Origin of the sequence: Sphingomonas sp. CV7422 (assembly GCF_027945725.1) — a bacterium.
Taxonomy (GTDB): Bacteria; Pseudomonadota; Alphaproteobacteria; order Sphingomonadales; family Sphingomonadaceae; genus Sphingomonas; species Sphingomonas kyungheensis.
Genome location: NZ_CP115900.1, coordinates 2,594,971 through 2,617,169 on the forward strand (window position 1 = coordinate 2,594,971; position 22,199 = coordinate 2,617,169).

The 22,199-nt window shown below is 60.3% G+C and carries 17 protein-coding genes; 3 read left to right on the forward strand and 14 right to left on the reverse strand.

Annotation, left to right across the window (positions count from 1 at the left end):
• Positions 1 to 9 precede the first annotated feature (9 nt).
• The 4 genes from PBN85_RS12290 to PBN85_RS12305 form a co-directional block, all read right to left on the reverse strand.
• Positions 10 to 942, reverse strand: a complete 933-nt coding sequence (locus PBN85_RS12290) for a crotonase/enoyl-CoA hydratase family protein (protein ID WP_271299181.1) — start codon at positions 940 to 942, stop codon at positions 10 to 12.
• A 113-nt stretch (positions 943 to 1,055) separates the two neighbouring features.
• Positions 1,056 to 3,443 carry a TonB-dependent receptor gene (locus PBN85_RS12295; RefSeq protein WP_271299182.1) on the reverse strand — a complete coding sequence of 796 codons (2,388 nt, stop codon included), beginning with the start codon at positions 3,441 to 3,443 and terminating at the stop codon, positions 1,056 to 1,058.
• 84 nt (positions 3,444 to 3,527) lie between these two features.
• A complete protein-coding gene (locus PBN85_RS12300; protein ID WP_271299183.1) occupies positions 3,528 to 3,902 on the reverse strand; it encodes a winged helix-turn-helix domain-containing protein in 375 nt (124 codons plus the stop codon).
• A 1-nt stretch (position 3,903) separates the two neighbouring features.
• Complete coding sequence (locus PBN85_RS12305; protein ID WP_037532979.1) at positions 3,904 to 4,110, reverse strand: TOBE domain-containing protein; 207 nt, start codon at positions 4,108 to 4,110, stop codon at positions 3,904 to 3,906.
• Positions 4,111 to 5,330: 1,220 nt separating this feature from the next.
• On the opposite strand from PBN85_RS12305, the gene PBN85_RS12310 reads away from it, so the two are divergent.
• Entirely contained in the window at positions 5,331 to 5,480 is a 150-nt protein-coding gene (locus PBN85_RS12310; protein ID WP_271299184.1) for a hypothetical protein, read from the forward strand.
• A 168-nt stretch (positions 5,481 to 5,648) separates the two neighbouring features.
• Positions 5,649 to 6,038 (forward strand): hypothetical protein, encoded by a 390-nt coding sequence (locus PBN85_RS12315; RefSeq protein WP_271299185.1) that lies wholly within the window; start codon positions 5,649 to 5,651, stop codon positions 6,036 to 6,038.
• Between the two features lie 1,987 nt (positions 6,039 to 8,025).
• Here PBN85_RS12315 and PBN85_RS12325 read toward each other — a convergent pair.
• The 6 genes from PBN85_RS12325 to PBN85_RS12350 all read right to left on the reverse strand — a co-directional run bounded on the left by PBN85_RS12325 (position 8,026) and on the right by PBN85_RS12350 (position 15,713).
• Complete coding sequence (locus PBN85_RS12325; protein WP_271299186.1) at positions 8,026 to 9,000, reverse strand: phospholipase D family protein; 975 nt, start codon at positions 8,998 to 9,000, stop codon at positions 8,026 to 8,028.
• Between the two features lie 144 nt (positions 9,001 to 9,144).
• Complete coding sequence (locus tag PBN85_RS12330) at positions 9,145 to 9,642, reverse strand: uracil-DNA glycosylase family protein (protein ID WP_271299187.1); 498 nt, start codon at positions 9,640 to 9,642, stop codon at positions 9,145 to 9,147.
• 427 nt (positions 9,643 to 10,069) lie between these two features.
• Positions 10,070 to 11,572 (reverse strand): class I SAM-dependent DNA methyltransferase, encoded by a 1,503-nt coding sequence (locus PBN85_RS12335; RefSeq protein ID WP_271299188.1) that lies wholly within the window; start codon positions 11,570 to 11,572, stop codon positions 10,070 to 10,072.
• Positions 11,569 to 12,165: a restriction endonuclease subunit S gene (locus PBN85_RS12340; RefSeq protein ID WP_271299189.1), complete on the reverse strand. Its 597-nt coding sequence runs from the start codon at positions 12,163 to 12,165 to the stop codon at positions 11,569 to 11,571. Before PBN85_RS12340 ends, PBN85_RS12335 begins: the two co-directional genes overlap by 4 nt.
• A 6-nt stretch (positions 12,166 to 12,171) precedes the next feature.
• Positions 12,172 to 12,795 carry a restriction endonuclease subunit S gene (locus tag PBN85_RS12345; RefSeq protein WP_271299190.1) on the reverse strand — a complete coding sequence of 208 codons (624 nt, stop codon included), beginning with the start codon at positions 12,793 to 12,795 and terminating at the stop codon, positions 12,172 to 12,174.
• A gap of 185 nt (positions 12,796 to 12,980) precedes the next feature.
• The gene (locus tag PBN85_RS12350) at positions 12,981 to 15,713 is read right to left on the reverse strand and encodes a type I restriction endonuclease subunit R (RefSeq protein ID WP_271299191.1); all 2,733 of its coding nucleotides are present in this window, start codon (positions 15,711 to 15,713) and stop codon (positions 12,981 to 12,983) included.
• 126 nt (positions 15,714 to 15,839) lie between these two features.
• Between PBN85_RS12350 and PBN85_RS12355 the strand changes: the two genes are divergently transcribed.
• Positions 15,840 to 18,083 carry a GmrSD restriction endonuclease domain-containing protein gene (locus PBN85_RS12355; protein ID WP_271299192.1) on the forward strand — a complete coding sequence of 748 codons (2,244 nt, stop codon included), beginning with the start codon at positions 15,840 to 15,842 and terminating at the stop codon, positions 18,081 to 18,083.
• Positions 18,084 to 18,653: 570 nt separating this feature from the next.
• On the opposite strand, the gene PBN85_RS12360 is transcribed toward PBN85_RS12355, so the two are convergent.
• The 4 genes from PBN85_RS12360 to PBN85_RS12375 all read right to left on the reverse strand — a co-directional run bounded on the left by PBN85_RS12360 (position 18,654) and on the right by PBN85_RS12375 (position 22,071).
• Positions 18,654 to 18,959, reverse strand: coding sequence for a hypothetical protein (locus PBN85_RS12360; protein WP_271299193.1), 306 nt, complete (start codon positions 18,957 to 18,959; stop codon positions 18,654 to 18,656).
• A 106-nt stretch (positions 18,960 to 19,065) separates the two neighbouring features.
• On the reverse strand, positions 19,066 to 20,229 hold the full coding sequence (locus tag PBN85_RS12365) for a site-specific integrase (protein ID WP_271299194.1): 1,164 nt from the start codon (positions 20,227 to 20,229) through the stop codon (positions 19,066 to 19,068).
• 236 nt (positions 20,230 to 20,465) lie between these two features.
• Positions 20,466 to 21,437, reverse strand: a complete 972-nt coding sequence (locus PBN85_RS12370; RefSeq protein ID WP_271299195.1) for an AAA family ATPase — start codon at positions 21,435 to 21,437, stop codon at positions 20,466 to 20,468.
• Between the two features lie 157 nt (positions 21,438 to 21,594).
• Positions 21,595 to 22,071, reverse strand: coding sequence for a hypothetical protein (locus PBN85_RS12375; RefSeq protein WP_271299196.1), 477 nt, complete (start codon positions 22,069 to 22,071; stop codon positions 21,595 to 21,597).
• Between the last annotated feature and the right edge of the window lie 128 nt (positions 22,072 to 22,199).

Consider the following 22,199-nt stretch of genomic DNA (forward strand, 5'->3'; position numbering starts at 1 on the left):
CGCCCGCGCCTAGACCGCGGCCTTGTCGCGCAGCCGGGACTGCGCCCCGACGAGCCGGCGCATCAGCTTGAGGTCGGTGTCGGTGAGCCGCAACGCCGCGTCCGCCCACAGATCGACCACCGCCTCCAGCTCGGCGAGGTCGAGCGGGTTGACCGAACGCGATGCCTCGTAGATCGCGCAATGGCCGCTGTGCCGCCGCCGGTTCTGGCGGATATAGGTCTCGACCTCCGCCCTGCCCTGTCCCGGCGCGGCGAGGCCGTGGACGATGCCGAGGTCGTACAATTCCTCGGCGCTGTACGACCGGCCGCTGAGGATCATCTGCTCGGCCCGCGCCGAGCCGAGCCGCCGCGACAGGAAGCAATGCGCGCCCATGCCGGGAAACAGCCCGAAGTTGGTTTCGGGCAGGCCGAAATAGGTGCCGCGTTCGGCGATGACGACGTTGAACGACAGCAACGCTTCGAACCCGCCGCCGAGCGCGTCGCCCTCGACCAGGCCGATGGTGATGATCGGCCGGTCGAGGCTGCGCATGTTGCGGTGGAGGATATGGACGCAGGCCCGGCCGTAGCGGACGAGCGCGTCGCGATCGCCGCGGCGGATATGACCGGCGAACAGGTCGAGGTCGCCGCCGAGCGAGAAGACGCCGGGAAAGCGCGAGCCGAGCACCAGGTACCGGATCGGCATCGTCCCCGCGTCATGCGCGGTGACGATATCGTCCTGCCAATGCGCGAAGGCGGCGAGGAGGTCGGGGTTGAAGCTCGGCCGCGTGCGCTGGTCCATATAGGTCCAGAGCGTCCCGGTCGCCGGATCGAAGGCGGTGGCGAGGTCGGTCAGCTCGAACGGTGCCCGCCGCGCCGATCCCTGCGGGACGATCTGGGCGGACGTGGCGCAATCGGCTGCCTTGACGCCCTGGGTTATCGCGACGGGGGGGGATTCGAGGGGCATGACGACGTCCTTCTGCACGTACAGCCTGGCGCTGCGGTGGCATTCTACGTCTGTTTTGCGTCGGTTCAGTGGTTAATTGAACATCAATCCTGTCACATTCGGGGACGCGCGAATCACATCCGGAACCGCACCGTCCCGCCGATCGTGCGCGGATCGCTCGGCGAACCGAGGATCAGTCCGGAATTGCCGGCCTGCACGGTCAGATTCTGGATATAATCCGCATCGAGCAGGTTGCGCGCCCAGACGATCAGCTCGGTACCGTCGGCGAAGCGATAGCCGATATTGGCGTTGGTGAGATTGTACGCGTCGATCGTCGTGTAGCGCGACAGGCTGGGATCGCCGTTATAGCCGCTGCGCGAGGCGGTATCGACATGCAGCACGACCGCACCGCGGCCGAGCGGATGCGTATAATCCAGCCCGGCGGTGATCGCGAAGCGCGGCAGCGAGGCAAGCCGGCGCCCGGTCAGACTGCACCGCGTCGTCGCGGCGGTCTGCACCTCGAGCGGGCATGGTCCGGCAGGATAATCGGTGTAGCGCCCGTCGGCATAAGCGACATTGGCCCGCGCGCTGAGGCCCGGCAGCAGCAGCGCCGTAACATCGGCCTCGACGCCCTTCACTGTCACCTCGGGTATGTTGGAGAGGTAGCCGCGCAGCTGCACCGTCTGGGTCAGCGAATTCTCGACTACCGTCGCCTGGAAGTCGTGCACCTTGGTGTAGAAGGCATCGAGGTTGAGGATCAGCCGCCGGTCGAACAGATCGTTCTTAAGTCCGACCTCATAGGTTTCGTTACGCTCGGGCCGCACCACGGCGGTGGCGAGCACCGGCTGGTTGCTGTTGTCGAGCGGCAGGCCCGACATGTTGATCCCGCCCGATTTGAAACCGCGCGCATAGCTCGCATAGGCCAGCGTCGCGTCGCTGACCTGCCAGGCGAGATTGCCGCGCCCCGACAGGCTGCCGTCGCTGTCATGCGCCCGATAGCTTTGCGGCCGCAGCACGCCGAGCCGCGCGCTGACCAATGCCGCATTGGTGACGACGGGCCCGCCGGACACGGTGGTGGCATAGGAGCCGTCCTTGTCCTCCTGCGTGTAGCGCAGGCCGAGCGTCGCGGTCAGCCGCGGGACGATGCGGTAATTGACCTCGCCGAACGCCGCATAGCTGCGGCTGCGAAAATCAGTGCGGCCGTCCTGACCATAGCCGTCGAGCAGATTGGCCGGGACGGCGGTGTTGTTCGCGCCCGTCGTGGTGCCGATCAGATAGCGCGCCGCGGCGGGACCATAGATGCTGATCGGCCGGCCGGTGATCCGCTGACGAAAAGCGTAAAGGCCGACGACGTAGGACAAGGGCCCGGCGCCATTCGAGGCGAGGCGCACCTCCTGGCTATATTGATCCTGCCGCGACGGGATATGCTGCGACAGCTGCACCGGCAGGCCGGTATAGTCGCGGTCGTTCTCCGCATCCCAGTTCCAGAAGCGCCAGGCGCTGACCGAGGTGAGCGTCGCGAAGCCGAGGTTCCAGTCGGTGATCGCGCTCACCCCGCCCTCGTTGGTGTCGGTGCCGAGCGGACCGTCGATATCGGTGACGCGGTCATAGGGGTTGGTGCTCGCCGGCGCATAGCCGAACTGCGCGGCAAGTCCGGCGGCGCCGCCGAACTGCCGGTTGGCCGCACGCAGCGAGGTGCCGGTGCGCAGATAGACCTGACCGCAGCAATAGGCCTGGAAGTTGGTGAAATCCGCGATGACGCGCATCTGGATCGCGTCATCGGGCTTGAACAGCAACTGGCCGCGGACCGCCTGCGTCCCGAGCGTGTTGGTATCGCGCCCGGTGCGGATATTGGCGATCACGCCGTCGCGGCGGGTCGAGACCACGGACAGGCGATAGGCGACGCTGTCGCTGATCGGCCCGGAGACCCAGCCCTTGGCCTGGACGAGGTCGTGACTGCCATAGGACAGTTCGGCGAAGCCTTCGCGGGTGAAGCTCGGCGCGCGCGTCGTGATGTTGATCGCGCCGGCGGTGGTGTTCTTGCCGAACAGCGTGCCTTGCGGGCCGCGCAACTCCTCGACCTGCGCAATGTCGGCGAAGTCGAAGGCGGCGGTGGCGGGACGCGCATGATAGACCTGGTCGACGTAGAAGCCGACGCCGGATTCGAGCCCGTCATTGGCCTGACTCACCGCCACCACGCTCGAACCGAGGCCGCGGATGGTGAAGGCGGTGTTGCGCGGATTGGCCGAGCTGTAATTGAGGCTGGGGATCAGCGTCGTCAGCCCCTGCGTATTGACCGTATAGCTCCGGTCGAGCAGCGCACCGCCGACCACAGACAGCGCCGCGGGGACGCGCTGCTCCTCCTCCGCACGACGCCGGGCGGTGACGATGACCGGGGCGATGCCGTCGTCGGCCGTCTCGACCCGCGTCGGATCGCCAGCGGTGGTGGTCTGCGCGGCGAGCGGCGTGGCCAGCGCCGGTACACCGATCGTCGCCAGCAAGCCGGCCAACCTTCTCGACATCGTCACGCACCCCTTTGGCGCGGACACTCCGCGCTCTCTATATCGGGCCGTATATCGACGATGTATTCGTGCGTATATAGAGGTTTATTCGGGCGGCGGCAGCGGCTCGGTGCGCAACAGATCGCGTAGCTGATGATAAGCGGAATGATCGGCGAGCGTCGCCGCCTGCGCCTCGAGCGCGCGATAGGCCGCGATCACCGCCGCGCCGGTTTCGGTGATGCGCGCACCACGCTCCTGCCCGCCGCCGCGCAGCGTCTCGACCACAGGCGGATCGAAGCAGCGGTTCATTTCGTCGACCAGCATCCAGGCGCGCCGATAGCTCATCCCCATCGCGCGCGCCGCCGCGGAGATCGAGCCATGCGTCCCGATCGCGGCGAGCAGCTCCGCCTTGCCCGGGCCGAGCGCGAGGGCATCGCCACAGGCCAGCTGCAGCTTTACCCAGAGCGGGCCGAGCTTCATCTCACTTGCCGATCATCACGTCGCTCGCCTTGACGATGACGGTGACCGTATCGCCGATCGCAAGACCGAGGTCGGCGATCGCCTCTTCGGTGATATTGGCGGTGACGATCGTGCCGTTGCCGATGTCGACCTTGATCGCGCCGTTGACCGCCCCCGGCGTGATCGCCGTGACGGTACCGGCGATCTGATTGCGTGCGCTGATTTTCATGGCGGATCCTGCAAGGGTGGTGCGGGCCACGCTACAGCGTTCGATCGAAGGCGGAAACCCGGGACTGGCGGTCGCCCCCGCCGCCCCGTCGGTCAGACCTGTTCGACGCGGAACCGGAAGACGTGCCGCTCGCCGTTGGCCTCGACCGCGAGCGCGACGAATTCGCCGATACGCTTTGAAAACATGCCGATGCACGGTCCCTCGTCGCACGATGGGAGGGAGACATATCGTTAGCCGGTGATGTTTGATGGTGCCGCTTACAGGACTCGAACCTGTGACCCCCGCATTACGAAGGCTAGTCAGGCAGACCTAAAACTCCAGCGTTTCCATCGTTTCTGCGACAAAAATGCTGAGACCTGGCTGCTGACCCAGCGGCTTCCCAGTTTCGCTTGAAGCGCCTCTGCGACGGTTTCCTTGTGGAAGTGCCTTGGCCCCTGAATCACGGAATTTTCGACCTGCGGTATACCTGCGAGGCATCAACGAAACTCGGGCAGCGCAGCCGTACGAAGGATACGCTTGATTGTATAACGAGAGCCGGTGCGAGTAGAACGAAAAGCAAATTTGTTTCGCGCTGCACCCTTTCCAGCGTGTGCCGCAGGCGCGGTTCACTATACCCTGGTTATTGCCTCGAATAACCAATGGCCGTCCCCGAAAATTGGGCCCAGAAGAGAGGCGTCTCCGCCTTAACGGAGTTGGCCGGCCGCGCCAGATGCCGGTCAGCGTCGAATCGTGGCTAGCTAGTGCAGCACGGCCAAGACTTATGGCGGCGGGCGCCAGGAGGAGCAACGGTCGAAGTGTAAGATCTCATAATCGCCGGGTCGATGATATTGCACCCTTTCTTCGGAGAACGTCCAAAATCGGTATTTCTCGGTCGGTTAGGGCAAATGTTCCATATTGACGACTAACTGATGAAGTCCTTACCGCATGCCCTGAGGGGAGAGCATGCAATGGAAGCGATATTTTTATGCTGGTTGCTCAGTGGGGTGATCGCTGGTGCAGTTGGTGGCCGCCGTGGGCTCAGTACTGCCGCGATGTTTTTCTGCGGTCTTTTTCTGGGTCCGCTAGGTATCGTTATAGCGGCTGTACTACAGCCGAGCGGTGGGGCACGCGACCAAGCCCTCTTAAGATCCGGAGGGGTTCGCTGCCCTGAATGTCGCGAAGCAATCCGAGGCGATGCCCGCAAATGTGCCCACTGCCAAACCATCCTTGAGACCTTGCAGATGGAGCAGGCCAAAGCGGAAGTGCGTGACCAAATGAAAACCAACATTGTAGCCGAGCGCCGCCAAGCAGCGATGATAGCAAAAGCCGTTATCCTAGTAGTTATAATCATCTTTTCATGGTCAATTATTGCAATGATTATTAAGCGCTAGTTCGACCAAAACTCAGGTGGCCTTATATTGCTTGTTATTTGTTAACTATACATAGCTGGATTACCTCAATTATTTCAATAGTTTTGGTTATATAAGAGGTTATTATACTGAATGATAATCATTTTCCTAATATTGATAGTATTGGTTTTACTATTTGGCGCCGCAAGCGTGAAGGGCTGGATCTCTCAAGGTATCGCAATGATCGCATGCCTTATTACAATTCTTTTGATAATTGTCTTTGGCGTCAGATTATATTCAAAGTGGCAGGATAGGGTGAACCATGAGTACCTCGTAGCTCAGGCGAAGCCACTCATCTTGCAAGACGTTGCAGACAAAGTGAAGAAGCCTTTGAGCAGTCTTGTAATGGTCGAGTGGTACGACCAAAATTTTAACTTGTTTGCATGTGGTGAGGTGGCCGGGACGTCAGGATTCGGTGGATCTGGCGGACGTCAGCGCTTCTACTCTGACGGCAGTGTCACAAACTCCGAAATTGAAACAAAATCGAACAAAACGTCATTTCAAGATAGTATCATGATTTATTGCCAATATCGCGAGTAGCCAAATCAGCCTAAGTTCTGACGCAGTAACCCTTATACAACACAATATACCAGTCCCACAGGTATTAGTCCGGGAATGAAGAGCAATTATTATGCCGTTTAGCTGCCGCTGCCGCGGGTACGCCGGTGTGTTGCAGCATTGAGCGAGTATCATTATTTGTCCGCGACGAAGGGATTCCTCACCGATTAAATTACTTCTGATTCTGGCAGAAACCCCTCTCTTGACTAATAGTAGATATTTCGCTTTTGAGCAGCGCCTAAACCTAGCCGGGCGACCGACTACGACTATTCGCGCGTGTCACGGGACAATCGATCGAGCCAAGCCTGTGCCTGCTTCGGCTCCCCCACCGCATGGGACGTAACGGACCCCCGCGATTGTAGAAACCCGCAATGCAGATCGAACCTAGGTAACCCTAACTGACCTCTAATCTTGTCGACTGCCTCAACTGTGTCAGTGAGGCTGTCGATGACCGGGGCTATGGCAGCCCGGGTTCGATGATCGCCCTGATGATCGAACAGCCCCCCACTTCCCAGATGCAGTCACGCGCAAGGCCGCAACGAGCTGCTCACGATATTCGGCCTCGAGTTCCATTCGGCGGGCATCCAGTTGTTCAAGGCGATCAGCTCTGGCCATCGGCCACCCTTTACAGGAGCACGTCGACGTCCGCCACTGGACGTAAATGGTATTGCAACGGCCTAGGTGGGACGAAGTGGACTATAAAGGCCAAGGTTGCTCGCCTTGAGAGCCGCCGCGCCGTTCGCGCAAAGCCATCCCCAAAGGATGCTGCGCAGGATCCTTGTGAAAGGTCGATACCTGCGAAGCGGAGAGACGCGCAGCCGCTGGTTTGGGGTGAGGCACCGCGGCCGGCCGACACGGCGCCGCAGCCTTTGCGAGAATCGTTTGTCGCCGGCCTCCGGCCGCCGCCCTCCCCGCCCTCTGCCCCCCCCTTCCGAGGAAGAACAAAGGACGCAAAGATCACCTCAACAAGACGTCGACCCAGTCGTCGCCTCGCCGCCAGCGAGGTCGTTCAGGTTGGTTGCCGGGCTGGTGGTGTAGGAAGGAGCCGACGTGCCTGTGCTGAACGCAACCCCGGCCCCGAAATTAAAATAGCCAATCCACCGACGATACCGGCCTCGACCACGGTGGGGTAAGGCGAGGCATGGCTTGCGTTCGCCACAATTTATGTCGACAAAACTTCAAGACACAGGAGCAGTGGCGCAGATAATTCCGCGAGGAATCATGGCCGCAGAACGGCAAGCTCGCGAGAGCTAACCAGATTAGACCGTCGATCCATCTTCCCGCTAGAGAGTGAAAGCTATGCAAACACCAATCGACGAGTGTGAGGTCCGGGATGGCCGGGGTGGTTGGGAAACCGTCGGTATCAACGAAGCGCTCCTACGTCGTGGCGAAGACATGCGATGTCCAGTTTGTCACGGTCGGGTCCAACCTCATCGAGAGTACAGCGATGGTGCACGCGCCCATTTCGAGCATAGAACAGCTCATCCAGGATGCCCGACAAAATCGAAAACGTATGATGGCAGAACGTCAATTCATCCGACGAATTTGACCTAACAAAAGTTGCGGCGGCGAGCGCGACTTCGCGCAGGGCTGATGCTTAGCATGTCGAACAACGCGCCGGTGCCGAAGCCTGGTGAAACCCTTTTTTCGACGGGCTACGCGGCATAGATGCCTTCGACAATCATGCTCGCCGTGGGCGCCCATATGCGATTACAGAAACCTTCCTCTCGCGCGTCGACCGACGCTTTAGCAACCAAGAGAGAGCACGGTGAGGAATGTCGGCAACAAAGCGGACGCGGCGTTGTCTGCTTGCCGGCGGCGGCGCGGTCCCGGTCGAACGCCAGCTTCTGATATACAGCTCTCACCGAGGCTTAGCATTGAGGCTTCCCTCCCTGCTGCTGATGACAAGCAAGGCCTGCACATCCTCCCCTATTTAAATGCGAAGCTATGCTGACGGCGGGTGAAGTAATCACTCTTTTTCCAACAGCACCTTAGAAAAGTCAGACGCTGCCAGAATCCAGGATCCGGCATCAATATCAATGATAAATTGCTGATCCGCCAAAGATAGGCTTCGCTCAGGGGCTTGCATTTTTAAACCCAACCAAAATCGGTCCCAACGCTTGACTCCCCATAAAGTAGTATACTTCCGGGATCGTACGGCAACTACGTCAGTATAGGCGATCACGTCAAACTTAGTGCCGCGACCATTATGCCAGAACATTATCGCGCTTGCCGGAATCGGAGGAAACTCATCGTGTTCTGCGCTGAGGATCAAAGATCGTTTCTTGGGCTCAAACGCGCCTGATTCATCTTCGGAGTCGTACTGTTTCTGCGCCTTAGCGTGATCTTCCGGACTTATTTTCTCGTGCTCTGCCAAAAAAAGCACAGAGGCAAATTTATCGGGATAACTTTTTACTTGCTGAAGCATTGACGGATCTTCTGGACCTAACGAGCTAATGCGTTTTCCAGGATCTGATGTCACCCGCGGCGCACGGGCAAGCTCACGCTTGTCGATGACAGGTGACCGCCACAGTTCCTCAAATAGCTTCTTTGCGTCGTGCCACCCTTTCGTCTCAGCCTTGAAAAAAACACCCGCCTCCATATTCGCAGGGGATCGGCCCTGCAAACCAATCCCGTTTAGCGATGCATTTGCGGAAGCGATAACCGCTCCTACGGTGCTAATATATATCTTAGCGTGGAGCCCGTCATAGACTTTTAAATTTTCATTGTTTGGTGCGCCGTATGCCTTCAACGTTGAGCGAGAATTACACCCCATCGATATGTCACAGACAATCCGCACGATCTGCTTCTTCCAACGCGGAAACATGTCATCCCGCACTGCCGCGCTCCAGAAAGCGACTGCACAATCAACGCTCTCCTCAGCGCAGATCGCACGTATCCTGTCCGCCAAGTTTTGCCCGTGTAGAAGCTCGATGTCGTCCAATTTATCTCTCCCTTTATTCCATTATAACAGAAATAGGCGCTATGCCTCTTGCCGAAAAAGGTTCTAGGAGCGAAGCCCGTTATGATCTCATTTCACCGCAAGTGTTTGACGCCCCGTCATCGTCGCACAAAGCATAGAAACACTTTAGCCTAAGCGTTCAAGTACACTACGGACCAGCTGCGTCGGATCCGCGGCTGGGTTACGCCAGTCAGCGCGACCGGGATGAGTAACAGTAACGACAGCGCGGCCATCTGGTGCCAAGTGCGCCTCACTCGTCCACCGACGCGCATTCTGCTCTGAAAACTGATCGAAGAGTTGGTGAGCACCTAAAGCATCTCTAACCCACTGCCCCGCTGTTCCGCCGAGACATAGAATGAGGCGGACGTCGAGATCACGTATTACCGCTTCGTGGATTGGCCAGCACTGCGACAGAAGCTTTGCCTTTTCCGCCGCGAGCGCGCCCTCATTTGCCGATCGCACGAATACCACATTGCTCGCGGGCACGTCGCGAAGGTCGATGCCAAGCTCATCAAACATATGGCGGATGCGCGGCTGCATGCCGTGGGTACCGGGTGGCCTTCCCTGCCAAGACTCGTCGAGATATGCCGACCACGGCTTGGATAGCGCCGTCCATTCGGCCAAGTCACGCTCCACTGTCTCGTCCGACTGTGAAATCGGCGAGCCCCCGGGGTTCAGGCCTAGGATGTAAACGGGGCGCTGGCCCGTGAATGCGCTAGGCCCCGAGTAAAAAAGCGACCCAGACCGAAGAGCTATGGCTGGTGGGAGTGCTTCGATTGCAGATGCTATCGACGCTGGTGCAGGACTGTGCATCGTGGTGACCTTTTGCTGAGACTTCGGGCGAGTGGGCAAAACAGCGGCCTTCGACTTGACGCTGTGGCCGTCTCTCACGGTTAATCGGCCGCGTCGGGAAGACCTCATCAAAGCCGCCGTGATCCACACCAGGACCACGCCAACACCGAGAACGAGCAGCGCTGGCCAAGTCTGATAGACGATCCAGTAGAGGACAAAGGCACCGATCAGCCTGAACGTCACCGCCGGTCGCATCGGTTTATGTCTCGACGTTCGCTAGAGGTGCCTCTCCATAAACCTCGCTCGACGCGACGGCGCCCAACTTTGCCGCAACCAGCCTAAATTTCTCCAGTGCTGTCTCCAAGCTGTCGACGATCTCCGCGGCGATTTCGGCAGGCGGGGGCAGCGTGTCCGGATCGGTGGCGCTGGCGTCCTTCAGCCAAAACAGGTCGAGGTTCAGCTTATCGCGCTTGACCAGTTCGTCATAGCCGTAGCGGTGGAAGCGTTCGGTTTCTTGCCGATCGCGGCGACCGTATTTCGAACCGTAGCAGGTGACGAAATCGTCGAGGTCGGCCCGCTTCAGCGGGCGTTCGCGCAGGGTGAAGCGCTGGTTGGTGCGCAGGTCGTACACCCACAGATCCTTGGTCGCGACGCCGGTGCCGGGAGTGGCGCGATCGAAGAACAGAACGTTAGCCTTTACCCCCTGGCTGTAGAAGATGCCGGTCGGCAGGCGCAGCAGCGTGTGGAAGTCGAACTCTTTCAGCAGTCGCTTGCGCAGCGTCTCCCCCGCGCCGCCCTCGAACAGCACGTTGTCCGGCATGACGACGGCGGCGCTGCCGCCGACCTTCAGGATCGACATGATATGCTGGAGGAAGTTGAGTTGCTTGTTGCCCGTGGTGACGGTGAAGTCGTCGCGGACGTAATCCTGCCGCTCGCTGTCGATGCCGCCGTCCTCACGAACGATACGGAACGACTGGCGCTTGCCGAAGGGCGGGTTGGTCAGGATGACGTCGAACGCCTTGTCGCCGCGGTCGAGCAGCGCATCCTTCTGCGTGACCGGGGACGTCGCGCCGCCGATGCCGTGCAGGTACAGGTTCATCGCGCACAGCCGCACGACCTCGGCTACGATGTCGGTGCCCGACAGCTTGTCGGCGCGCAGCGCTGCGGCGACGCGGCGATCCTTGGCGGCGGGCTTGGCCTTCATGTGATCATAGGCCGCGAGCAGGAAGCCGCCGGTGCCAACCGCGGGATCATGGACCGTGTCCTCGGGCTCGGGATCGACGAGCTGGGTGATCACCTCGATCAGTGGGCGCGGCGTGAAATACTGGCCTGCACCGGACTTCACTTCGCCCGCGTTGCGCTCGAGCAGCCCCTCGTAGATCGTGCCCTTTACGTCGACGTTCAGGCCCATCCACGTCTCGGCGCCGATCAGCGTCACCAGCCGCTGGAGCTTGGCGGGATCGCCGATCTTGTTCTCGGCCTTGAGGAACAGCGTGCCGACGATGTCAGTGCGCTTCGACAGCGTTTCGAGGATGCGGCGATAGGTCACCTCCAAGCTCTCGCCCGCCTTGCCGGCGAGCGAATCCCAATTGGCATCGCCGGGCAGCGCAGACGCCTCGCCCAGAGCCTCGGCGCGCTCCTTGTCCATCTTGAGGAACAGCAGGAAGCTGATCTGGCCGAGATAGTCGCCATAGGAGACGCCGTCGTCGCGCAGGACGTGTGCGTAGTTCCAGACCTTCGCGACCAGGGCTTGTTCGTTCATGCGAGCTCTCCACGGAAGGCGGCGGCGAGGATGGATTGGCGGAGGATATCGGCGGAACTTTGCTGCTCCCGAACGTCAGCTCCGCACTCGGCGGCGGCTGTCAGCGCCTGCTCCACAAGGCGCAATATTTCCTGCTGTTCCTCCGCGGGTGGCAATAGCACCGGTATCTGGCGAATAGTCCCCATTGAAAGTGATGGCTGGGCGACGGCCTTCATCGCCGCAGTCGCGAGCGCCTTCCCGACCGACGATCTGAGGAATAGCTCAACGAAGCGGGGCGAAACGGTGTCAGTTTCCACCCGCATCATGCCGATATTCGGTCCTAGGAAAAAATCTTTACCCTCCGGCACCGTCGCGACGTTTCCCGTTCCTGCGCCTACAAAAACCATTAGCAGCTCGCCACCGTGCAAGCGCGAGCGCGTCAGTTCAGCCACGGAGGATGAACGAACACGCGAATAGTTCGTCGTCTTGAAACCGTGCGGGCCGGCGTTTTCTGCTTTGATTACACGGAGGTCGCCCTCGTCGTCATATCGAACGAACTTCGTGTATTCGAAGCCGGCCAGCTTGGTGACGAAAGAGAAGGTTCCTAGCTGCATCCAAGTCTAGCCGTCTGGCGCAGGCCACAGAAGTCTTTGCTGAGCAGACGTGATCTCTTCTGGCGCTTTGTCGCGCCGCTTGCCGAGACGTTTCGACGCGATATGCGCCCGCTCCTCGAGAATGCGATTCACAAGCTCGACGCCGGTTTCAATGGGCGGGTTAGCAGCACGCCAGTCGGCGGTCAGTTCGCCGGTGACGGCGGCCTTGAGCAGGGCCTTGCGCCACATCGCCAGATCGTCTTGCGCCCGCGCAAGCGCCGCTTCGCCATCGTCGATCTCGGCGAACAGTTCGTCGATGCGGGCGACGATCCAGCGCTGAACGTTGATCGGAGGAACGGGAACCGGATAGTCGCCCATGGTTCCGAAATCGATACGGGGACGATCGCCCGAAACGGCGTGCGATGCGAACTCGACGAAAGCGTCGCTGTGAAGCAGAAAGGCGAGATAGCGAGCTTCAAGTTCAATGGAAGGCCTGATAACAATTAGCTCTCCGGAACACGCCCCAGCGAAGGTCGCACACCAGACTTTATTCAGATACGGGCGAAGGCGGCCATACAGGACGTCGCCGGGTTGAAAGGCCGATGCCGCGCTGCGCATTTCCCTAAACGCTTGCCCCGCGCCGACTTTCATCGAGTGCGGCGCGATAGCATCCATGCCGACGAAGGGAGGTTCGAATTTGGATCAGGGCTGTGCCTATCGGCGATACGGCTCGCCACATCGCCCAACCGCTCCCACCGCCATCCCTCCGGCAACGCCCAAAGCCCTTCAACCGGCCCCGTAGCCGTCACCCGTTTTGCCATTTTCCGCGCCCCCAATTACGCCACTAGCGCGTCCTGAAGCTCGTCGAGTAACGCGTCGAGCCGGGGACCGAAAGCCCGGCGTGCGCCGAGGATGCCGCCACGCGCGCCGAACTGGTCCTGAATATCGGCGGTCGTCACCTCGATGTTCGCGGCCAGATATTCACGGATCGCCTCCAGCCAGCCGAGCTGGGCCTGCGTATAGCTGCGGCCGGCGCGCTGCTCACGGCCCAGCCACAGGTTGAACCGACCTGCCATATCGGACGACAGCGGCGCCAGCGAGTCGGCACGCCCGGTCGCGAATCGGATCAGCGCGACGATGTCGGTCAACGTCTTGGCGGGGTTCGCGCGCACCTTCTCGGCGTTCAGCCGGCGATAGGCGCTCCACAGCGCCAGCGGTTCCAGCAACCATGGCGGGCGCATCATCGCGTCGCGCAGTTCCTCCAGGCTGGCATAGGTCAGTCGCTTCGACGCGGCGGGCAGGCCGTAGAGGATACGCAGCGCGGTCAGTTCGTCGCGATGCTCGTCGAGGAAGCGGCCGAAGTCTGTCGTCATCGTCGTCGCCTGCCCCTCGTCCCACGCGGAGGAGACGACGACATCGCGGCTGATGTCGTCGATGACGACCTCTGACGCCTTCTTCAACTCGATCAGCAAGCGGCGCAGCGCCGGTTCGTTGTACGCGTCGAGCGCGGCCTCGCGCCGGTCGGCGGCGACGGCCTCGATCTCGGTGGCGGTGGCGGTGGCGCCGTGGCGCTGGCGAGCATCGGCCTCGATCTTGTCGGCGTCGATCGCGTCGACCAGTTCGCCGGCGAGTGCGGACAGCGGCCGGCCCGCGACCGCCTCGATCTTGGCCTTCGCCGCATCGTCCAGCTTGCGGTCGAGCCGGGCGAGCCGGCCGGCGAGCGTGGATACCGCATCCTCGTCGCTACGGCCGCTGGCGATCTGCTCCAGCAGCTTCTCGAAAGCTACGCCGTGCTCGCGCTCCAGTGGGATCGCCTGCGTCTTCAGGCTGTCGGTGACGCCGACCGCATCGACCAGCACGAAACGATCCTTCACGCCCGCGCCCGGCGTGATCGTGGCGAGCGTCGCCGCGTCGATCGTCCGAACGCCGCGCCCGCGCATCTGCTCGAAATAGACCGCCGATCGCACGTCGCGCAAGAAGATCAACGCCTCGATCGCCTTCACGTCGGTGCCGGTGGCGATCATATCGACGGTGACGGCGATGCGCGGGTTATAAGCGTTGCGGAATTCGGCGATCACCGTCTCGGCATATTTCGCGCCGACTTTGTAGGTGATCTTCTTCGCGAAGTCGTTTCCCTGGTCGAACACCTCGCGGGCGATCTGGACGATTTCCTCGGCATGGTTGTCGTCCTTGGCGAAGATCAGCGTCTTCGGCACCTCGCTGCGGGCGGGGAACAGCTCGGTGAACAGCGTGTCGCGGTACGTCTCCAGCACGGTGCGGATTTGGTTGCGAGCGATGACGCTGCGATCGAGGTCCTGCGGCGAATAGGTGAGGTCGTCGTCGAGCAGACGATAGGTCTGCGCGCGGGTGTGACGATCGCGGACGGGGACGGTGTAGCCCTTCTCGACCCGGCCACCATGCTCGCCGATCTGGGTGCGGATGCGGAAGATCTCGAACGGCACGTTGACGCCGTCCGCCACCGACTTTTCGTACGGATAGTCGGCGACGAGATTTTCGTCGAAGAAGGCCGCCGTCTGCACCGTCGGTGTCGCGGTCAAGCCAATGATCTGTGCATCAAAGTAATCGAGCAACTGCCGCCAGCTGCCGTAGATCGAGCGATGGCATTCGTCGACGACGACAATGTCGAACGTCTCCGGCGGCATCGTCGCGCTGTAGCTGACGGTCTTCGGGGGCGGCCCCCACCCGCGCTCGAAATCGCTTACCTCTTCGTCTTCTTCGGACAGTTCAGTGCCGGTCAGCTGAGCAAAGACGCGCTGGATGGTCGAGATGACGACCTTCGCGGGCGGATCGAGGCCGGCCGCACCCAGACGCTGGACATTGTACAGCTCGGTGAACAACCGGCCGGTGCCAGGCGGCCGATAGGTCTGGAACTCCTTGAGCGTTTGCCGCCCCAGGTTGTTGCGATCGACCAGAAACAGGATGCGCTTCGCGTCGGCATGGGCGAGAAGGCGATAGGCGAGAGTCGCCGCAGTGAAGGTCTTGCCCGCCCCCGTCGCCATCCGCACGAACGCCCGCGGCCGGTCCCTGCCGAGCGACTCCTCCAGCCCCTCGATCGCCTCAACCTGGCAGTCACGCAGGCCATCGGTGATGAGCGGCGGCATATCGGCAAGCCGGGCGCGCAATGACGATCCCGTCTTCAACCAGTGGTGTAACGTTTCTGGACGATGGAATGCGAAGACCCGACGTGACCGATGAAGCGGATCCAAACGATCGGAAAATAGCGTCTCCGTTCCTGAGGCTTCGTAGTCGAAGCGCATCGGATCGCTCCATCGTGCGAGGACCTGTTGCGGTTGTGGCTGGTAGCCCCGCGCCTGCTCGGCGACGCCCGACAACGTCATTCCAGCAGCTTTCGCTTCGATGACCCCACAAGCCCTGCCCGACACGATCAGCAAGTAGTCGCATGGACCAGTCGCCAATGGAAACTCGCGCACCGCTACGCCCAACGATGCCGTGCGGTTCATGTCCGCGCGATCCTGCACCAACCATCCGGCGGCTTCCAATTGGGCGTCAATCATGCGCCGAGCAGCGGCTTCGGGGGCGGCGTTCACAATTTCATTATGAAACGCGATGTAACCTGGACGCAACATCTGATTTCACGTCTGTTAGTCATCTTGCCCACGCGAACGCAATCCCGCTACGTATTTCCGATCTGATAATGAGGCGACAGGAAGCTGATGGCTATTTTTACCACAAGCAGCATACCGATTGTGTCGCTTATCGAAGACATCGATCTTGGCAGGATCGGATTACCTGAGCTACAGCGGCCGTTCGTTTGGCCAAACGTCAATGTTCGAGATCTCTTTGACAGCCTGTATCGGGGTTATCCTGTCGGCTTTCTCTTGCTCTGGAAGACCGGCGCTAACGACACGCTGAAAAGCATAGGGACATCGGCAAAGCAGTCCGTGCCCGAGTTGGCGATTGTCGACGGACAGCAGCGGCTCACATCCCTTTACGCCGTGATAAAGGGGTCGGAGGTGCTGCGTGCCAATTTCAAACGCGAGCGCATTCAGATTGCCTTCAATCCCTTGACCCGTCGCTTTGAAGTAGCGGACGCCGCCATCCGAAAAGACCGATCTTTCATCCCGGATATATCGCGGTTGTGGGCTGCCGACTTCAGAGCAGGCTCCTTCAAGAGGACGTTTCTCGGAGAGCTTCGCGAAGCCAGGGAGATAAGCGATGACGAGGAAGAGGCAATTGACGACGCAATCGATAGTTTGAAGGCATTACCGAATTACATTTTCACGGCGTTGACTCTTTCCTCAACAATCGACGAACAGACTATCGCGGACGTTTTCGTCCGCATTAACGGCAAGGGTAAGTCGCTCAACCAAGCCGACTTCATCCTAACGTTGATGTCCGTTTTCTGGGACGAGGGACGCGCGGCCTTGGAGGCGTTTTCTCGCCAGGCCACTTTGCCGGCAGATGGCCAATCCTCGTCATTCAACCACTTTATCAAGCCCTCGCCCGACCAGATGCTTCGCGCAACCGTCGGCTTAGCGCTGAAGCGTGCTCGCCTTGAGGCCGTTTACGCTGTGCTACGAGGGCGAGACCCAGTTACCGGGCTTGATGTCGCGTCGAAGCGCGATGCTCAATTCGAGCTGATGAAGGAGGCACAGGCGGTCGTGCTTAACACGGCCAATTGGCACCACTTTCTAAGTGCCCTAACCCTCGCCGGCTACCGTGGCCAGAAAATGATCAGTTCGGCCTCGACCGTCATCTATACCTACGTGCTCTACCTAATCGGCATTCGCGATTTTGCAGTTGATCGCTCGGTAATGCGACAGGTAGCCGCAGAATTTTTCTCGATGGCGTCCATGACGGGACGCTACACAAATTCACCCGAGACCCGTGTAGAAGCGGATCTCGCGCAGCTACGTGACCTGCCCCATGCCGACGCGTACATCGCGAAGCTGAGATCGCTTTGCGACACCGTTTTGACAAACGATTATTGGGAGATCACTCTTCCGAATCAGCTTGCAACATCGGCGTCGATTAGTCCTACTTTGTTTGCTTATCAGGCGGCTTTGGTGAAGCTCGACGCTCCTGTGCTATTCAGCCCAATGAGCATCGCTTCGCTGGTTGATCCCGCCATCAAGGGGAGCAAGGCTGCGCTGGAGCAGCATCACCTGTTTCCGCGCGGCTACCTCGAGGACACGGGCGTGAACGACCTGAAGGTTATCAACCAGATCGCCAACTTTGCCGCTGTGGAATGGCCGTCTAATATCAAGATCGGCAAGCAAGCGCCGTCCGCTTATGTGCCAGCCCTAGACGCTGCAATGAGCGGCGTGGAACGAGAGCGCTCGTATCGTCTTCATGCGTTACCGCCTCTATGGTGGGAACTTGGCTACGAGACGTTCCTAATCGAGCGCCGCCAGCGCATGGCCAGGGTAGTGCGTGACGCATGGCGAACCTTGCGCGGGGATCAGCCATCGCTGCCTGCCGCGCCGCTTTCAGTCGCAGAGCTTATCGCCGAAGGCGAAAATGGCGCAATCGAATTTAAATCAACGCTTCGCACCAACATGCACACTGGGCAGCAGGATGAAAAAATGCAGCTCAGTGTACTGAAAACAATCGCCGGCTTCCTCAATAATCAAGGTGGATCACTGCTGATCGGCGTCTCTGATGACGGAACACCGATTGGCCTCGCGGCAGACGCTTTCGCCAATAATGATAAAATGGGGCTACACCTCGTCAACCTTATTCGCGACCGAATCGGCGACGTGTTTCTGCCGTACGTTCATCAGCATTTCACTGAGCAGGGAGGAACGACTGTTTTAGCCATCAAATGCGAAGCCGGTCCTAAGCCAGCATTCGTGAAAGATGGAGCGTCTCATCGCTTCTTCGTTCGAGGCGGCAACGCCACTGCGGAACTATCGGGCGGATCAGTCACCGATTATGTGAAGCAACGATTCAAGTAGAAGGTAAGCGTAGGCGTTGCGATGGGTCGATCGCAGCTAAGCGACGAGACACGTCGGCATTTGGGTCGGCTGCGATCCCTTGGGCGGCCGACACGGCGCTCAAGCTTTCTAAATTGCACTCGTGGCCGGCGTCCGGCTCCTGCCCCGGCTACGCACCCGGTGCGCGACCACAGCTCTTCATTCGAGGAGGAGAGAGGACCGCAATGGTCAAATCAGGAAGGCTTAGACGCGCCGTTGCTTAGCTAGCGGTGCCGTTCGGCGCTTGGGGCCGTCCCAATGTGCGCGATAAGGCTGACATGCTGCAAGTTGGGTCTGAGCTAAGTCCAACGTGATGAATGCCGGTTCTCTGATCACACACCCATCGGAGGGCCGCATCCCGTCGAGTCGTGCGCGGCGGCGGCAGCCGGTGATTAGCGCCAGAGCAAGCTGCCGCGTAGATACTATAACAAAGGCAGGAGCGCCTCGGCCGCCTCGAAGGGTATATGGATCCCTCGAAATCGGTTTTGGCGCTCCTGCCTTAGCGGAACGGGCGTTTACAGCCATGCTGGCTCCCCGCTCCAACCGGATCGATCAGGTGAGCAAGCTGTAAGCGCCATTGCTGCCGCGTCGCCACCAATGCCTTTCAGGGTTGTCGCCGGCTAGCCGGTGCAGAATGATGGCGACATGGCTCGGATCGAGGCCGAGTTGTCCGCCCAATTCCCTTATCGCCGGGCCGGTGTTGATCCCCTCTGTTATGGCGGCAATGATGAATACAGTAGCGCGATCGTGCTTGCTCGGCCCCGCTTCGCTGATCAGCCTCCGCAAACCTGCGTGCGGGTCTGCGGTTGGCAGCCGAATGATGATCGCTGCGGCGGAGATGGGACTGTGAGTTTTCATGACGTGCTTTCCTTGTGATCGCCGCCGAGCGGCAAAAAAATATTGAATGGAAGGTGGCCCCGCACGCCCACCGACCGAAGTCAGCGCACGTGCGGGGTGAAGTTGATCAGGAGATGCGGGACTGTTGTTTGGCGGCACCCGCCTCAACGGCGGCGAGCGGCGTATCATTCGCAAGGTGTGAATAGCGGGCGGAACTTGCCACATTGGCGTGCCCAAGAACCTTTCCAACAGCGAAGAGATCAACGCCGGAGTTGACCATAAAGGACGCTGCAGAATGACGGAGATCGTGAACCCGCAATTCCGGCAAATCTGCTGCGTCGCGACAAGCTTGCCATCCATGCTTGATCGTAGTCAGATGCTTGCTTGCGTCCCTTGGGTTAGGGAACAGGAACGTCGCACCGGATGCCTTCGGCAAGTCCGCGATGAGGTCTAGAGCCGCCGACGCGAGAGGAACATAGCGCGAGCGACCTGTTTTCGAGGTCGGCACGAACAACGTGCGCCGCTCGAGGTCGACGTGTTCCCAACGAGTCGACAGTAGCTCGGACACCCGCATGCCGGTGAGCAAGAGCATTCCAACCACCGGCGCCAGCAGCGGATTGCGTGACCGCTTAGCGGCCGCCAGCCGGCGGTCGGCCTCGCCCGCACTGAGGTACCGCTCCCGCGCATTGTTCAGCGGTTTCATCTGGATCCCGCGAACTGGGTTGCGATCGCATCCCGCGACGCCCCAGCGAGCGCCAAGTTCGAACGACCGCCCCATGATCGCCTTGATCTTGACGACCGTCGCGGGAGCCAGGCCCTCGGCTCGCTTGTCCGCCAACCATTGAGCGACCACGCGACTGTCGATCTCGGTCAAGCGTGTCCTGCCCCAGCGAGGCAAGATATGACGTCGAACGTACATTTCCGTGGTGCCATATGAGCGCTGATGAAGCCGGGCGTCGGCGAGGTGCATAGCCGCCAGTTCAGCATAAACCGGCACGGTCTTCGCTTCTGCTTTCTTCGCCGCGGGATCACCGCCCATTACGACTTCAGAACGAAGGCGCTGGGCGGCCTTTCTCGCTGCGGCGAAAGTAATATCCTCCGCTCGACCAATCTTATGCTGTCGTTGCCGACCGCCGGCATCTTCGAAGCGAAGATAGTAGGTCCGCCCACCGGTTGATCGAACTTCCAGTACAAAACCGGTCGTCGCCGTATCGTAATAGTCCGTCTTCGCCCTACCCTGCGCGCATTGCGCGGTGACGACAAAGGAAGCGGTGAGAGTGGCTTTAGGCATTCAATTATCCTTTCTAAAGATCGATGACTCGGAAGCGAAGAGAAGCGCCGCCAGCCGGATGGGGTGAGGTTCAGGGGCGCGCCGGGCGGCGCTGTGCGGTTCGCGAGAATGGCTCCTCGGCGGCGACGGGCACGCCGGCGCAGGCCGGGATGAGACCGGTCCAGGATTTCAGGTCGCCACCGCCCCCGCCCCGGCGACGACCTGCGAAACTGAAAACCTGAGCCCGCCCGACGGGTTTAGGTCGTCAGCAACCGGTAGACCTTGGCGCCACGGTCCCGCACTGAGTACGACCAGCGGTGCCGGCTGAGATCATCGCCTTGATAGCGCTCTATGACCTTAATTGCGGCTCTGGCACTGACCCTCGCTCGCTTAGCCACGGCCTGCGCGAGCTGCATCTTCTGCACCGCACTCTCCGCGATGCAGGCGACGATCGCATCGATGATCGGCTCGTCGGTTCGCTCCTCCGCCTCACCGACAAGACGCTCGACGTTCACGGGATCCACACGCCTCACCGACGCGACCAGCTCATCGTAGGACGCTGTATTGCCGTTGGCGTAGGCGAACGCCTCGTCGACGTTCCCGCCGCGACGCTTAATCGACAGGAATTGCACGAATTTCTCGCCGGAGCCCGGCCGCGCCTCCAAAGGCGTGAGGATGCAAGCCGCGTCCGCGTCCTCCAGCAAATCCGTGGTGCCGGCGTGCACCAGCTTACCATTTGCGCTCGGATTCTTTCGAGTGTGGCCCAGACCGATGAACGTGGCGCCCTTCGCGACGCACTCTCGGACAATCTGACCGAATTCGGCGCTGTCCTTCTTGTCCATGGTGTCGACCACCTTCTTGAGCGTGTCGACCACGATCACGACACCGCGGCAGGTGTCGGTCGCGATCATCTCCCGCATCAGAGAGACGAACTTGCCGGCGGTGAAACCCTGCAAGCCGGGCACAATCATGTGCGCGCCGACCTCTTCAAAAATGCGCACCTTATTCGCGACGCCGGAACTGCTGTCGTCACCATTCATGTAGTAGACGTTGCCGCCGAGGACGCGGCCCGCAGCTATCGCCTCAACCAGCAGCCATATCGTCAGCAGCGTCTTACCCGAGCCGGGTGGTGCGAAGATGATCGTCGCCTGCCCCGCCAGCACCACACCTCCCAGCAGCGGTTTTGTCTCCAGCGCCGCAGCCTCCAATTCAGCCAGATGCCCACGCAACGTGAACTGCTCTAGCGGGTTTCCGGTGACCAATGCCTCATGTGCATCCGGATACGCCTCCGGTCTGGCACTGGAGAGCTCGAGAACGGCCAGATCGGTGAGGGTGCGCGCCTTATACTGATCGGGGCGAAAGTCATTGCCCCCGGGTAAGGCGATCTCACTGCCCCCCCCAGTGCACGATTACTCCATCTGGAACGGCCTGACGCAGATCAGACAGAGAGTATTTGCCGGTAGCGAAAAACTGCAGATCCGCTTCTCCAGACGTGGCAATTAGGAGAGATTGCGCACGCTCGCGCTTTAGAAAATGCCACAGATCTCCGTAGATTTTCTCATCACGAGTCTCCAAAGCAACGACGCCATGCGGGATGACGCCGCGCCCCTCACTAGATCCGGGGAGGAAGCCAAACCTCCCCCAAAACATATGGGCTTCGCTATTGACGTTGCCAGAAATCTTGTTTGTAACCGAAAGACCGGCAACAGAGCGATGCTTATCAAAATTGTTCGCGATTTGTATCATGTTGGCTCCTGGATGAATGCCAGCGCCCATGAAGAAGCAAATTAAAGCGACAAACTTTCGTCGCAACTCAGCGAGATCGCTCAGTAGTGCGGTGAATAGCGTTGGTAAAAATCCCATTCAACCTTCGACAACCGGCAACGATGCCCATCAGGCGATCCTGACGAGGATACGTCAATGCGATGCTCGGAGCTTTAACTGCTCACCAAACCTCGGCTTGAAGCCACGCCTGGTACGTCCGGGGACGC

What these genes read in the sequence shown, in the direction of transcription:
- PBN85_RS12335 (WP_271299188.1), bottom strand. Translation starts at nt 11,572, where the DNA reads ATGAACGAACAAGCCCTGGTCGCGAAGGTCTGGAACTACGCACACGTC.
- PBN85_RS12375 (WP_271299196.1), bottom strand. Translation starts at nt 22,071, where the DNA reads ATGGGATTTTTACCAACGCTATTCACCGCACTACTGAGCGATCTCGCT.
- PBN85_RS12295 (WP_271299182.1), bottom strand. Translation starts at nt 3,443, where the DNA reads ATGTCGAGAAGGTTGGCCGGCTTGCTGGCGACGATCGGTGTACCGGCG.
- PBN85_RS12300 (WP_271299183.1), bottom strand. Translation starts at nt 3,902, where the DNA reads ATGAAGCTCGGCCCGCTCTGGGTAAAGCTGCAGCTGGCCTGTGGCGAT.
- PBN85_RS12290 (WP_271299181.1), bottom strand. Translation starts at nt 942, where the DNA reads ATGCCCCTCGAATCCCCCCCCGTCGCGATAACCCAGGGCGTCAAGGCA.
- PBN85_RS12365 (WP_271299194.1), bottom strand. Translation starts at nt 20,229, where the DNA reads ATGCCTAAAGCCACTCTCACCGCTTCCTTTGTCGTCACCGCGCAATGC.
- PBN85_RS12305 (WP_037532979.1), bottom strand. Translation starts at nt 4,110, where the DNA reads ATGAAAATCAGCGCACGCAATCAGATCGCCGGTACCGTCACGGCGATC.
- PBN85_RS12340 (WP_271299189.1), bottom strand. Translation starts at nt 12,165, where the DNA reads ATGCAGCTAGGAACCTTCTCTTTCGTCACCAAGCTGGCCGGCTTCGAA.
- PBN85_RS12360 (WP_271299193.1), bottom strand. Translation starts at nt 18,959, where the DNA reads ATGAAAACTCACAGTCCCATCTCCGCCGCAGCGATCATCATTCGGCTG.
- PBN85_RS12345 (WP_271299190.1), bottom strand. Translation starts at nt 12,795, where the DNA reads ATGAAAGTCGGCGCGGGGCAAGCGTTTAGGGAAATGCGCAGCGCGGCA.
- PBN85_RS12310 (WP_271299184.1), top strand. Translation starts at nt 5,331, where the DNA reads ATGGAGCAGGCCAAAGCGGAAGTGCGTGACCAAATGAAAACCAACATT.
- PBN85_RS12355 (WP_271299192.1), top strand. Translation starts at nt 15,840, where the DNA reads ATGGCTATTTTTACCACAAGCAGCATACCGATTGTGTCGCTTATCGAA.